Source organism: Hydrogenophaga pseudoflava NBRC 102511 (assembly GCF_001592285.1).
Taxonomy (GTDB): domain Bacteria; phylum Pseudomonadota; class Gammaproteobacteria; order Burkholderiales; family Burkholderiaceae_C; genus Hydrogenophaga; species Hydrogenophaga pseudoflava.
Genome location: NZ_BCWQ01000014.1, coordinates 131,705 through 145,061 on the forward strand (window position 1 = coordinate 131,705; position 13,357 = coordinate 145,061).

Consider the following 13,357-nt stretch of genomic DNA (forward strand, 5'->3'; position numbering starts at 1 on the left):
TGTCACACACACCTGCGCAGCATCGGCCTGCTTGGCTGAGCCTGCTTGCGTTGGCCACCAGCGCTGCACTTTTGCTCAGCGCATGCGGGGGGGCCGCTGAGGGCGGGACCGCCAAGTCCGAAGACAGCGCCATGACCACCCCTGAAGAGTCATTGCAACGCCTGGAACAAGGATCTGCACTGAACACACAGGACCTTGAACATGCACGCCAGGAAGCAGCGTCAATCTCGCCCGACACACCACTCCGAGCTGGGCAGCCGGCCCCCTCAGCAGCCTACAAGTCCGGTTTGATCGCACAAAAAGCCAGCACCTTGCTGCTGCCGGTCTACCGCTTTTTCAACGCAGGCACGGGCACCCACTTCTACACCAGCGACCCCAGCGAGCGCGACTCTGTCATCGCCCACTTGCCCAGTTTCAGCTTCGAGGGCATGGCATTTTTTGCCGCCTCCAGTGCTTCGGCTGGATTGAAGCCGGTCTACCGCTTCCTCAACACGCAAAACGGCGTGCACTTCTACACCATCAGCGAGAGCGAGCGGGTACACATTGAAGCCAGCCTGCCTCAATACAGGCTGGAGGGCGTGGCCTTTTATGCCAGCCAGGTGGCGGGCGCAGGCTTCAAGCCGCTTTACCGCTTCTTCCGGTCCGGCTCGGGCACCCATTTCTACACCGCCAGCGACGCCGAACGGCAGCAAGTGCAGGCCGCGCAGAGTGACACCTACCGCTTCGAGGGAGTGGGCTACTACGTAATGAGTGAAGGCTTCAGCGTTGCTGCGTCGCGGATCTTTGTTGCAACCGATGGCAGCACCGGCTACGAACTTTGGTCCACCGATGGCACACAAGCAGGCACGACGTTGGTCAAAGACATCTTTACCGGAAGCCCAAGCGGCTATCCCTCAGAGTTCACGCAACTCAACGGGGTCTATATCTTCTCGGGCACCGACAGCACCCACGGCGCCGAACTTTGGAAAACCGACGGAACCACTACCGGCACGGTCATGCTGAAAGACATCAACCCCGGCATCTCGTACAGCGCCCCCATTCACTTCACATTGTTCGACGGAGCCTTGTACTTTCGGGCTCGCGACAGCATCCACGGCGAGCAGTTGTGGAAAACCGACGGAACGGAAGCGGGCACAGAGATGGTCACCGGCGCAGGCGCGGTCGCAACAGGCAACTACCCAACGCAGCTCACCGTATTCAACGGCGCCCTGTACTACCAAGCCTACGACAACACCAACGGCTTCGAACTGTGGAAAAGCGATGGCACTGCTGCTGGCACCGTGCTCGTCAAGGACATCAATCCCGGAGCTGTGGGCAGCTCTCCAGTTGACCTCAACGTGTTCAACGGTGCCCTTTACTTCAAGGCCCACAACGGCAGCAATGGCTATGAGCTTTGGAAAACCGATGGTACCGAAGCCGGTACGGTGTTGGTCAAAGACATCCACCCGGGAGCGAACGGCAGTCACCCTGCAGACTTCACGGTATTCGATGACGCTTTGTATTTCACAGCCTTCCAGAGCGACGATGACGTCGAGCTATGGAGAACCGATGGCACCGAAACCGGTACGGTGATGGTCAAGGACATCAACCCAGGGCTGTCGCGGAACGCGCCTGTCGAACCGACGGTCTTCAACGGCGCGCTCTACTTCATGGCCGACGACGGCAGCAACGGCTACGAATTGTGGAAATCCGATGGCACCGAAACCGGTACGGTGTTGGTCAAAGACATCCACCCAGGTTCGGGTGGCAGTTACCGCACCCCGTCCTGGTATTACAGCGGGGAGGTGCCGGGGTTCACGGTATTCAACGGTGCTCTCTACTTCTTGGCCAACGACGGCAACAGTGGCTATGAACTTTGGAAGTCCGACGGCACATCGGTGGGCACTACGATGGTCAAAGACATCTTTCCAGGGTCAGGCAGCAGCTCGCCCTATAGCTTCAGGGCGTTCAATGACGCACTGTTCTTTTCGGCCAACGATGGCATCCACGGCGTGGAACTGTGGACCACCGATGGCACGTCGGCGGGCACTTTCATGGTCAAAGACATTAACCCGAACGACGGCCCGATCGGAAGCTCGCACCCCAACCTTGGCTGGTAAAAGCAGACACACAAGCGGGCGCTTGAAGCGCCTCGCGTTGCTTCCAACACTTCAACACCGCAGCCCCTCTGGGTGAGCGGGACCGGCAGAACACGGACCTCGGACGCCGCCAGAGCGTGTCGGCTCGACTCAATGCTTGCGCAAATCCACCACCCGCTTGGCCTTGCCCTGGCTGCGCTCCACACCGCCTTCGGGCTGGAGCGACACCTCGACGCTGGAGCCGACGTAGACCTTGATCTCGTGCCGCAGCAGCTCGGCCGCCGCGCGCGCCTCGATGCTGTCCGGTGACAGCCCCGGCCGCGTCTCCACCGCCACCGTCAGGCAGTCCATGTGGTTCTCGCGCGTGAGCACGCACTGGTAATGCGCGGTCAGCTCGGGGCGCTTGAGGATCAGCTCCTCGATCTGGGTCGGGAACACGTTGACGCCGCGCACGATCATCATGTCGTCGCTGCGGCCGGTGATTTTTTCCATGCGGCGCATGGTGCGCGCGGTGCCGGGCAGCAGCCGTGTGAGGTCGCGCGTGCGGTAGCGGATGATGGGCAGCGCTTCCTTGGTCAGGCTGGTGAACACCAGCTCGCCCATCTCGCCGTCGGCCACCGGCTCGCCGGTCTCGGGGTTGATGATCTCGGGGTAGAAGTGGTCCTCCCAGATGGTCGGACCGTCCTTGGTCTCGACGCACTCGTTGGCCACGCCCGGCCCCATCACCTCCGACAGGCCGTAGATGTCCACGGCGTCGATGCGCATGCGGTGTTCGATCGCCAGCCGCATGTCGTTGGTCCACGGCTCGGCGCCGAAGATGCCGATGCGCAGGCTGCTCTCGCGCGGGTCGATGCCCTGGCGCTGGAACTCGTCGGCAATCGCCAGCATGTAGCTGGGCGTGACCATGATGATGTCGGGCCGGAAGTCCTGGATCAGCTGCACCTGGCGCTCGGTCTGGCCGCCGCCGAAGGGCACCACGGTCAGGCCCAGCTTCTCGGCGCCGTAGTGCGCGCCCAGGCCGCCGGTGAACAGGCCGTAGCCGTAGCTCACGTGCACCAGGTCGCCGGGCCGTGCGCCGCTGGCGCGGATGCTGCGCGCCACCACCGTCGCCCAGGTGTCGATGTCCTTGAGCGTGTAGCCGACCACGGTCGGCTTGCCGGTGGTGCCGCTGCTGGCGTGGATGCGCGCGCACTTCTCGCGCGGCACCGCGAACATGCCGAAGGGGTAGCTGTCGCGCAGGTCCTTCTTGGTGGTGAACGGAAACTTCGCGAGGTCGCTCAGGCTTTTGCAGTCGTCCGGGTGAACGCCGGCCTCGTCGAACTTGCGGCGGTAGACCGGCGAGTTCTGGTAGGCGTGGCGCAGCGTGGCCTGCAGGCGCTTGAGCTGCAGCGCGCGCAGCTCATCGACACTGGCCTTCTCGATCGGTTCGAGCGGAAAGTGGTTCATGCGCCTGCCTCCTCCGGAAACACCTGGCCGGGAATCACCGCGCTCTTGCCGCGGAACATGGCCACGACTTCGCCCTTCTGGTTGGTGACCTTCATGTCGTAGATGCCGTGCCGGCCCTGCAGGGTCTGCTCGACGCCTTCGCAGGTCAGCACATCGCCGGCGTGCGCCGGTTTGAGGAACTCGATGCTGCAGCCGGCGGCCACCGCGTTCTTGTTGTGGCTGTTGCAGGCGAAGGCGAAGGTCGAGTCGGCCAGGGTGAAGATGAAGCCGCCGTGGCAGATCTGGTGGCCGTTGAGGTGCAGCGGCTGCACGGCCATGCGGATCACCGCCCGGCCAGGCTCGACCGTCAGCAGCTCCATGCCCATGGTGTCCTTGCTCGCGACATCCACCGCAAACATGGTTTCGCCCACCTTGGTCGCTCGTTCTTGCGGCGTCATCCTCATTCCCCCTTGAACTGAGGCGCGCGCTTCTGACGGAACGCCATCACGCCTTCGATGTAATCGTGCGTCCTGCCCAAGGCCGACTGCGTGTCGCGCTCGGCGTCCAACTGCTCATCGAGCGTGCGGGTGGACGCGTCGCGCAGCAGCGCGCGGGTGGCGACCAGGGCCTTGGTGGGCATGGCCGCCAGCTTGCCGGCCAGCGCCAGCGCGGCTTCCAGCGGGTCGTCCTGCACGTCCCAGATCATTCCCCACTCCTTGGCCTGCGCGGCGGGGAGTTTGTCGCCCGTCATCGCCAGCGCCATGGCGCGCGCCAGGCCCAGCCGCTCCACCAGGAACCAGCTGCCGCCAGCGTCGGGGATCAGGCCGATCTTGCTGAAGGCCTGGATGAAGCTCGCGCCGGGCGCCGCGATGGCGATGTCGCAGGTCATGGCCAGTGAGGCGCCCGCGCCCGCCGCCACACCGTTGACCGCCGCGATCACCGGCATGCGCAGCGACTGGATGCGCCGCGCCGTCGGGTTGAAGGCCTGGTCGATCACCGGGCCGGGATCGGCGCGCTGCACCAGGTCCGGCCCGGGCTCGAAGTCGAACTCCGACAGGTCGGCGCCGGCGCAGAAGCCGCGCCCGGCCCCTGTGATGACCAGCGCCCGCACCGCCGGGTTGGCCTCGGCGCGGTCCAGCGCGGCCCACAGGTCGCGGTGCATCTGGCGCGTGAAGCTGTTGAGGGCGTCGGGCCGGTTGAGCGTGACCTGCGCCACGGCACCGTGTTCCATATAGAGAACGCTGCTGTCTTCTGGGGCGGCACTCATGAAAAGCTGTCTCCTGTCGTTCTTGAACGGGCCATTCTGTCATTAACCGACCCATCGGTCGGTTAATGTTTTCCCTTGGGTGCTGCACCCGAAAACGGGGCGGCTATAGTTGACGTTCACGTCAATCATCCCCCACCACCCGAGGACACACCATGAGCGAAAACGCCACCCCCGAACTGATCACCGTGCGCACCGAGGGCCGTGTCGGCATCGTGACGCTCAACCGCCCCAAGCAGCTCAACGCGCTGAACGACCAGCTGATGAACGAGCTGGGCGCCGCGCTCAAGGCCTTCGACAACGACGAGGGCATCGGCTGCATGATCGTCACCGGCAGCGAGAAGGCGTTTGCGGCCGGCGCCGACATCGGCGCGATGGCGAAATACAGTTTCGCCGACGTTTACAAGGGCGACTACATCACCCGCAACTGGGAAACCATCCGCAGCGTGCGCAAGCCGGTCATCGCGGCCGTCAGCGGCTTCGCCCTGGGCGGTGGCTGCGAGCTGGCCATGATGTGCGACTTCATCATCGCCGCCGACAACGCGAAGTTCGGCCAGCCCGAGATCAAGCTGGGCATCATCCCCGGCGCCGGCGGCACGCAGCGTCTGCCGCGCGCGGTCGGCAAGTCCAAGGCCATGGACATGGCCCTAACGGGCCGCATGATGGACGCCACCGAAGCCGAGCGCGCCGGTCTGGTCAGCCGCGTGGTGCCGCTGGACAAGCTGATGGACGAAGCCCTGGGCGCCGCGCTGCAGATCTGCGAGTTCTCGCTGCCCAGCGTGATGGCGGCCAAGGAATGCGTCAACCGCGCCTTCGAGGGCGGTCTGGCCGACGGCGTGATGTTCGAGCGCCGCATGTTCCACGCCCTGTTCGCCACCGAGGACCAGAAGGAAGGCATGGACGCGTTCGTGAACAAGCGCAAGGCGGTGTTCAAGCACGGCTGATTTTTTTCGCGGGGTTTAACCCCGTCCGGCCTGCCGGTTCGTTTCAGTGGCATCACCCACCTCCACGGAGTTCACGATGCCTCTCCAGAATCCCCGGCTGTCCCGCCTGCTGACCGCCCTGCTCGGCGGCCAGCTGCTGCTCTCCGGTATGCCCGTCACCGCACAGCCCACAGCGGCGGCGGCCCCGGCCGCTGCGGTATCCGCCCAGCCCGATTTCGCGCCGCCCGGCGCCACCCACTGCAAACGCCCGATGCGCACCCACGAGGTGGCCGGCCGGCCCGAGATCGCCGAACCCTCCGTGCGCTACAGCAAAACCCTGCCCCGCTCCCGCGCGGAGGTCACCACTCGCGACGCGGTGGCCAAGGCCGCATCACCCGCCGCCATGGCGATGGAAGCCGCGCCCGAAGCGATGGCGGTCGCGCCGGCCCTCTCGCCCGGCGGCGCGCGCCCCGACCGTGCTGCTGTCGTGACCGCCGGCATGGTCGATGACAACGCCGACTTCGCCGAGTACCTCGCCTTCCGCGCCCGCACGAACGTGCCCCACCAGGCGCGCGACATCAGCGAGCGCCACCTGCTCACGGTGCGGGACCGAGCCGGCCGCGGCGTGCCCGACGCGCAGGTGCAGGTGCGTTCGCCCCAGGGCGCGCTGCTGCGGGCGCGCACCGACCGCGCGGGCCGCGTCTGGCTACACCCGCGGTCCTTCGACCCGGCGCCGTCGACGCTGTACGAGGTCACGGCCACCCGGGGCGACCAGACCGCGCGCGGCCTGCTGCGCCGCGGCCAGAAGGACGCGCTGGAACTGCAGCTGGCTGGTACCGTCGCGCCCCAACGCGCCCGCCTGGACCTGGTGTTCCTGATCGACGCCACCGGCTCGATGGCCGACGAGATCCAGAAGCTCAAGAGCAGCCTGCACAGCATCGCCGCCGACGCCGCGCGCCTGCCCAGCCGCCCCGACCTGTGCTTCGGCCTGGTCGCCTACCGCGACACCACCGACCCCTTCGTGCTTCGCAGCCACGACTTCACCGACGACCTCGGCGCCTTCCAGAAAGTGCTCAACCAGCTGCAGGCCGACGGCGGCGGCGACTACCCCGAGGCCATGAGCGAGGCGCTGCACGAAACGGTGCACCGCCTGAGCTGGCGCGGCGAGGGCGCCACCCGCATGGTGGTGCTGCTGGCCGACGCGCCGCCCCAGCTCGGTCCCGAGCGGCCGCGCTACGACGCCGCGATGCAGGTGGCGCTGGGCAAGGGCATCAAGGTCTTCAGCGTCGGCGCCAGCGGCCTGGACCCGCAGGGCGAGTTCGTCCAGCGCCAGATCGCCCAGTACACCGGCGGCCGCTTCGTGTTCCTGACCTACGACCGCGCCGACGACCCGGCCAGCGGACCGGGCCGCGAGACGGTGCACGATGTGAAGAACTACTCGGTGGCCACTCTGGACCGGCTGATCGGCCGGCTGATCCGCGAGGAACTGGCCCCGCTGTCGCGCAAGGGGGCTTGAGCGCTTCGAAAAAATGGGCTTATAATGCTGGGCTTCGGCGATATAGCTCAGTTGGTTAGAGCGCAGCATTCATAATGCTGATGTCGGTGGTTCAAGTCCACCTATCGCCACCAGACAAGAAACCCCTGAAGACGCCGTTTTCAGGGGTTTTTTCTTGCCCGGCTTTCTCTTGCGACACCGGAGCGACCATGGCCATCAAGTCCACCATCTTCAAGGCGAATCTGCAGATCGCCGACATCGACCACGGCTACTACGCCGACCACGCGCTCACCCTGGCCCGCCACCCCAGCGAGACCGACGAGCGCATGATGGTCCGCCTGGTGGCAATGGCGCTGCAGGCGCACGAGCTGCAGGACACCTGCGGCGGCGACGGCACCCTGGCCTTCGGCGCCGGCCTGTCCGACCCGGACGACCCGGACGCCTCGCTCACCGACTTCACCGGCCGCAAACGAGTCTGGATCGAGGTCGGCCAGCCGGAAGACAAGCCGCTGTCCAAGGCCTGCAGCCAGGCCGACGCGGTCATCGTCTACGCCTTCAGCTCGGCGGCCGATGTGTGGTGGAAGGGCATCGAGAACAAGCTGACCCGCCTGGACAAGCTGCAGGTCTGGCGCCTGCCAACCGAAGTGGCGCCCGCGCTGGCGGCCATGGCCGAACGCAGCATGCAGCTGCAAGCCACGGTGCAGGACGGCGCGCTCACGCTGTCGAGCCACCTGGGCAGCGTGCACATCGAGCCCGTGCGCTGGAAATGACCGGCCACCGCACTGCGTGAGACAATCGGCGCCCGCGACGGCGACCGCCGCCGTGCCCCCTTCAGCCTCTGGATCTACACCATGAACCGCTGCCTTTCCCTCGCCACACGACGCACCGCCCTGGCCCTGGCCGGCGCCGGCCTGTGTGCGCTGACCTCCCTGGCGCAGGCACAGAACGCCCCGCGCAATTTCCCCGCCAGCGCCCTGCGCGGAACCCTGGTCGTGACCCAGCCGCCGGTCATCAGCATGGACGGCAAGGCCGCCCAGCTCTCGCCGGGCGCCCGCATCAAGGGCCCCGACAACCTGCTCGTCCTCTCCAGCGCCATCGTCGGCAAAGAGCTGCTGGTGAACTACACCGTCGAGCCCCACGGCATGGTCCACGACGTCTGGATCCTGACCGAAGCCGAAGCGGCCGAGAAGCGCAAACGCGCCGGCCAGTAACCCCCAACCAACCACTGCAGGGCCCCCGTCCAGCACACGCCATGGAACCGGCTTCGCCGGGCCACAGGCGTGGTCCCCCTTCCAGGGGGAAGCCGCGCCAGCGGCGCAGGGGGTGATTCCTATGTCTAAAAAAGTCTTCATCAAAACCTTCGGCTGCCAGATGAACGAGTACGACTCGGACAAGATGGCCGACGTGCTCGGCGCCGCCGAGGGCTTCGAAAAAACCCAGGACCCCGAAGAGGCGGACCTGATCCTGTTCAACACCTGCTCGGTGCGCGAGAAGGCGCAGGAGAAGGTGTTCAGCGACCTTGGCCGCGTCAAGCACCTCAAGAAGAAGGGTGTGCTGATCGGCGTGGGCGGCTGCGTGGCCAGCCAGGAGGGCGCCGAGATCATCAAGCGCGCGCCTTTCGTGGACGTGGTGTTCGGCCCGCAGACCCTGCACCGCCTGCCCGAGATGCTCAAGGCACGCGATCGGCTGAACCAGCCGCAGGTGGACATCAGCTTCCCCGAGATCGAGAAGTTCGACCACCTGCCGCCCGCGCGCGTCGAGGGTGCCTCGGCCTTCGTTTCCATCATGGAAGGCTGCAGCAAGTACTGCAGCTACTGCGTGGTGCCCTACACCCGCGGTGAAGAGGTCAGCCGCCCGTTCGAGGACGTGCTGGTCGAGGTGGCCGGCCTGGCCGATCAGGGCGTCAAGGAAGTGACGCTGCTGGGCCAGAACGTCAACGCCTACCGCGGCCAGATGGGCGACACGGAAGAGATCGCCGACTTCGCCATGCTGATCGAGTACGTGGCCGAGATTCCGGGTATCGAACGCATCCGCTACACCACCAGCCACCCCAACGAGTTCACCCAGCGCCTGATCGACACCTACGCCAAGGTACCGAAGCTGGTGAGCCACCTGCACCTGCCGGTGCAGCACGGCAGCGACCGCATCCTGATGGCCATGAAGCGTGGCTACACCGCCATGGAATACAAGAGCACGATCCGCAAGCTGCGCGCGATCCGGCCCGACCTGTCCATGAGCAGCGACTTCATCGTCGGCTTCCCGGGTGAGACGGAAGAAGACTTCCAGAAGATGATGAAGCTGATCACCGACGTCGGCTACGACAGCAGCTTCTCGTTCATCTTCAGCCCGCGCCCCGGCACGCCGGCGGCCAACCTGCCCGATGACACGCCGCACGAGGTCAAGCTCAAACGCCTGCAGCACCTGCAGGCGGTGCTGGAAGAGAACGTGCGCCGCATCAGCGCCAGCCGCGAAGGCACGGTGCAGCGCATCCTGGTCGAAGGCCCGTCGCGCAAGAACGCAGCCGAACTCATGGGCCGCACCGAGTGCAACCGCATCGTCAACTTCGACGGCGGCCCGAACAGCGCCCGCCTGATCGGCCAGATGATCGACGTGAAGATCACGCAGGCGCTGCCGCACTCCCTGCGCGGTGAAGTCCTGCTGCGCGAGCCTGCCTGAGCTCATGAAGTGGCTGCGCTTCTCGTTCCCGCAGCTGCTGCTGCTGGCGTTCCTGCTCATCGGCGCCTTGCTGGGGACCAGCGCGCTGCGCGCGCTGTTCACGCTGGAAAGCCTGATGGCGCAGAGCCGCGACGGTGCGACGCAGGCCATCGAACTGAGCACCGCGGCGCAGTCGCTGTCCGAACGCAGCGTGGCCATGGAGCGTTCGGCGCGCCAGTCGCTGGTGCTGCGCGACGCGCAGCTGCGTCAGCGCTTCGAGGAGGCCGCAGGCCAGGCGCGCGACATCCTGGTGCGGCTGCAGGACAACGAGGTCTCGCCCGACCTGGTGCGCAGCTGGCGCCAGCAGCTCGCTGACGTCACCACCCTGCTGGACGGCGAGCCCGAAACCGCGCTGGACCGCGAGCGCGAGGTGGCCCGCGCCTTCCGCGAACTGGACGGCCACAGCGCCGCCATCGCCCAGCAGGTGCAGGCCATCATCGGCGGCCGCAACGCCGCACTGCAGACGCGCTTCGAGCGCAACCGCCAGCAGCTGGCGGTGCAGGTGGGCGGCTCGATCGCGCTCGCGGTGGCGATGGCCTTCGGCTTCGGCATCTGGCTGGCGCGCCCGCTGCGCCGGCTGGAAAAGGCCATCGTTGGCCTGGGCGAGAACCGGCTGGACGTGCCGATCGAGGTGCCGGGCCCGCCCGACATCCGCAGCGTGGGCCAGCAGCTGGAGTGGCTGCGACTGCGCCTGACCGAGCTGGACGCCGACAAGGCGCGCTTCCTGCGCCACATCTCGCACGAACTCAAGACGCCGCTGGCCTCGCTGCACGAAGGCGTGGCCGTGCTCGGCGACGGCGTGGCCGGCTCGCTCAACCCCGACCAGGCCGAGGTGGTGCGCATCCTGCAGGGCAACACCCAGGCGCTGCAGCAGCAGATCGAGGCGCTGTTGCGCTTCAACGCCGCCGCCTTCGAGGCGCGCCAGCTTCGCCGCGAGTCCACCGACATGCGCGCGCTGGTGGAAAGCCAGGTCGAGGCGCAGCGCCTGCGCTGGCAGTCGCACCAGCTTGATGTGCAGGTCGAAGGACCCGCCGTGGTGCTGCCGGTCGACCGCGACAAAATGGCCTCGGCCATCGGCAACCTGCTGTCCAACGCGATCCGCTTCTCGCCCTTCGGCGGCCAGATCCGCGTGGCGCTGGCCACAACGGCCGGTCGTGTGCAGATCGACGTGCAGGACCAGGGCCCCGGGGTGGCGCCCGACGACCGGGGCCGCATCTTCGAGCCTTTCTACCGCGGCGAGCGGCAGCCCGCCGACGCGGTCAAGGGCACGGGCATCGGCCTGTCCATCGTGCACGAGTACATTCTGGCCCACGGCGGCCGCATCGAACTCCTGCCCGACGGCCCCGGCGCCCACTTCCGCATCGAACTTCCCCATGCATCCTGACCTCCGGCGACCGCGCCTGCGCCGCACCGCCACATCCCTCCGGACCTTGCCGGTGCTCTGCCTGGCGCTGGTGCTCGCCGCCTGCGCCACCCCGCCCGGGGCACCGGTCGACCTGCTCCCGCCACCGCCGTTGGCCGGCACCCCGGGGCCCGACCAGAGTCCGCAAGTGCTCATCCCGCCACCGCCGCCGCCCGAGCCGCCGGCCACCGCCCGCGGCACCGCGCCTGCCACGCCCGCCACACCGCCGGTCGCCACCTCGCCGCTCGCGGCGGCCCTGCTCTACGCCGACCGCCTGCGCACCATGGGCCCCGGCGAACTGGCGGCCGAACAGGCCCAGATCGGGGAACCCGGCGCCTCGGCCGAACGGCAGATGCATCTGGCCCTGGTGCTGTCGCAGACCCATGTGCCCGTCGACACCGCACGCGCGCTCGGCCTGCTGCAACGCGTCGCGGCCAGCAACGCGCCCGAGGCCATCGAGCTGCGCCCGCTGGCGCGGTTGCTGGCCGGGCGGCTGCACGAGGCGCGGCGGCTGGAAGACCAGGCCGACCGGCTGGCGCAGCAGCTGCGCGAATCGCAGCGTCGCATCGACGTGCTCAACGACCGGCTCGAAGCCATGCGCGCCATCGAGCGCAGCCTGACCCCGCGCGCGCCCGCGCCCGGTGCACGCCCTTTGCCATGACCACCAGCCCGGCCCGCGCCCGCCTGCTGGTCGTCGACGACGATGCCGACATGCTGCGGCTGCTGTCCATGCGGCTGGGCGCGGCGGGCTACCAGGTCACCGCCGTTGGCTCGGCCGAGGCGGCGCTCAGCCAGCTCGACATCGACCGCCCCCAGCTCGTGCTGTCCGACGTGCGCCTGCCGGGCAAGGACGGGCTGGCGCTGTTCGACGAGATCCGCAACCGCCACCCCTCGCTGCCGGTGATCCTGCTGACCGCCCACGGCACCATCCCCGACGCGGTGGAGGCCACGCGGCGCGGCGTGTTCACCTATCTGACCAAGCCCTACGAGGCCAAGGAGCTGCTGGAGCGCATCGCGCAGGCCCTGGCCCTGAGCGCGCCCACGCTGCCCGCCAGCCAGGCCGATGAAACCTGGCGCGCCGAGATCGTCAGCCGCTCCAGCCGCATGGCCGACCTGCTGGCCGAAGCCCGCCTGGTCGCGCAGGGCGATGCCAGCGTGCTGCTGCGCGGCGACAGCGGCACCGGCAAGGAGCTGATGGCGCGCGCCATCCACCGCGCCAGCCGGCGCGCGCGCAAGCCCTTCGTGGCGGTGAACTGCGGCGCGATTCCCGAGGCCCTGCTCGAATCCGAACTGTTCGGCCACATGAAGGGCGCCTTCACCGACGCCCACGCCAACCACAAAGGCCTGTTCCAGGCCGCCGACGGCGGCACCCTGCTGCTCGACGAGATCGGTGACATGCCCCCGGCGCTGCAGGTCAAGCTGCTGCGCGTGCTGCAGGAGAAGGCGGTGCGTCCGCTCGGCTCCAGCCAGTCGATCCCGGTGGACGTGCGCATCATCTCGGCCACCCACCGCGACCTGGAAACGGCGATGGCCCAGGGCCAGTTCCGCGAGGACCTCTACTACCGCCTCAACGTCGTGACGCTGCACCTGCCCACCCTGGCCGAGCGGCGTGAGGACATCCCGCTGCTGGCCAACCACTTCCTGGCGCAGCTGGCCGCGAAGTACGGCAAGCGCAGCTCGGGCTTTGCGCCAGAAGCCCTCAAGGCGCTGACCATGGCCAGCTGGCCGGGCAATGTGCGCCAGCTCTACAACGTGGTCGAACAGGTCTGCGCGCTCTCCACCACGCCGCTGGTCTCGCTGGCCCTGGTGCAGCGCGCGCTGCGCACGCCCTCGGTGGAGGTGCTGAGCTTCGCCGAGGCGCGCCAGCGCTTCGAGCGCGAGTACCTGGTGGGCCTGCTGAAGATGACCGACGGCAACGTGGCCGACGCGGCCCGGCTGGCGCAGCGCAACCGCACCGAGTTCTACCGCCTGCTGCAGAAGCACGCCCTGACCCCCGGGCTGTTCAAGAGCGACGCGGACGGCGGCGACGGCACAGACCCTGTCGCTGCTTTGTGA

General features: G+C 67.6%; 12 protein-coding genes and 1 tRNA gene. 10 read left to right on the top strand and 3 right to left on the bottom strand.

Features of this window, described 5'->3' with window-relative positions:
- Positions 1–131 precede the first annotated feature (131 nt).
- On the top strand, positions 132–2,099 hold the full coding sequence (locus tag HPS01S_RS17265; RefSeq protein WP_165961647.1) for an ELWxxDGT repeat protein: 1,968 nt from the start codon (positions 132–134) through the stop codon (positions 2,097–2,099).
- 129 nt (positions 2,100–2,228) lie between these two features.
- Here HPS01S_RS17265 and paaK read toward each other — a convergent pair whose 3' ends face one another.
- The 3 genes from paaK to HPS01S_RS17280 are packed head-to-tail and all read right to left on the bottom strand — an operon-like array spanning position 2,229 to position 4,770.
- Positions 2,229–3,524 (bottom strand): phenylacetate--CoA ligase PaaK, encoded by a 1,296-nt coding sequence (paaK, locus tag HPS01S_RS17270; protein WP_066158796.1) that lies wholly within the window; start codon positions 3,522–3,524, stop codon positions 2,229–2,231.
- Positions 3,521–3,961, bottom strand: coding sequence for a hydroxyphenylacetyl-CoA thioesterase PaaI (paaI, locus tag HPS01S_RS17275; RefSeq protein ID WP_079364478.1), 441 nt, complete (start codon positions 3,959–3,961; stop codon positions 3,521–3,523). Before paaI ends, paaK begins: the two co-directional genes overlap by 4 nt.
- A gap of 2 nt (positions 3,962–3,963) precedes the next feature.
- On the bottom strand, positions 3,964–4,770 hold the full coding sequence (locus tag HPS01S_RS17280) for an enoyl-CoA hydratase-related protein (RefSeq protein WP_079364477.1): 807 nt from the start codon (positions 4,768–4,770) through the stop codon (positions 3,964–3,966).
- 152 nt (positions 4,771–4,922) lie between these two features.
- Here HPS01S_RS17280 and HPS01S_RS17285 point away from each other — a divergent pair, with 152 nt between their 5' ends.
- From HPS01S_RS17285 to HPS01S_RS17325, 9 genes are all read left to right on the top strand, one after another.
- Positions 4,923–5,711, top strand: coding sequence for an enoyl-CoA hydratase (locus tag HPS01S_RS17285; protein ID WP_066158806.1), 789 nt, complete (start codon positions 4,923–4,925; stop codon positions 5,709–5,711).
- 76 nt (positions 5,712–5,787) lie between these two features.
- Positions 5,788–7,206 (top strand): vWA domain-containing protein, encoded by a 1,419-nt coding sequence (locus HPS01S_RS17290; RefSeq protein WP_066158808.1) that lies wholly within the window; start codon positions 5,788–5,790, stop codon positions 7,204–7,206.
- A gap of 36 nt (positions 7,207–7,242) precedes the next feature.
- Positions 7,243–7,319 (top strand) — tRNA-Met (locus HPS01S_RS17295).
- Between the two features lie 75 nt (positions 7,320–7,394).
- Entirely contained in the window at positions 7,395–7,955 is a 561-nt protein-coding gene (locus tag HPS01S_RS17300; RefSeq protein ID WP_066158810.1) for a YaeQ family protein, read from the top strand.
- Positions 7,956–8,036: 81 nt separating this feature from the next.
- A complete protein-coding gene (locus HPS01S_RS17305) occupies positions 8,037–8,396 on the top strand; it encodes a hypothetical protein (RefSeq protein WP_066158813.1) in 360 nt (119 codons plus the stop codon).
- Positions 8,397–8,517: 121 nt separating this feature from the next.
- The gene (miaB, locus tag HPS01S_RS17310) at positions 8,518–9,861 is read left to right on the top strand and encodes a tRNA (N6-isopentenyl adenosine(37)-C2)-methylthiotransferase MiaB (RefSeq protein ID WP_066158816.1); all 1,344 of its coding nucleotides are present in this window, start codon (positions 8,518–8,520) and stop codon (positions 9,859–9,861) included.
- Between the two features lie 4 nt (positions 9,862–9,865).
- Entirely contained in the window at positions 9,866–11,284 is a 1,419-nt protein-coding gene (locus HPS01S_RS17315; RefSeq protein ID WP_066158819.1) for a HAMP domain-containing sensor histidine kinase, read from the top strand.
- Positions 11,274–11,963 carry a hypothetical protein gene (locus tag HPS01S_RS17320; RefSeq protein ID WP_066158822.1) on the top strand — a complete coding sequence of 230 codons (690 nt, stop codon included), beginning with the start codon at positions 11,274–11,276 and terminating at the stop codon, positions 11,961–11,963. The genes HPS01S_RS17315 and HPS01S_RS17320 overlap by 11 nt, the downstream gene beginning before the upstream one ends.
- Positions 11,960–13,357 (top strand): sigma 54-interacting transcriptional regulator, encoded by a 1,398-nt coding sequence (locus tag HPS01S_RS17325; protein WP_066158825.1) that lies wholly within the window; start codon positions 11,960–11,962, stop codon positions 13,355–13,357. Before HPS01S_RS17320 ends, HPS01S_RS17325 begins: the two co-directional genes overlap by 4 nt.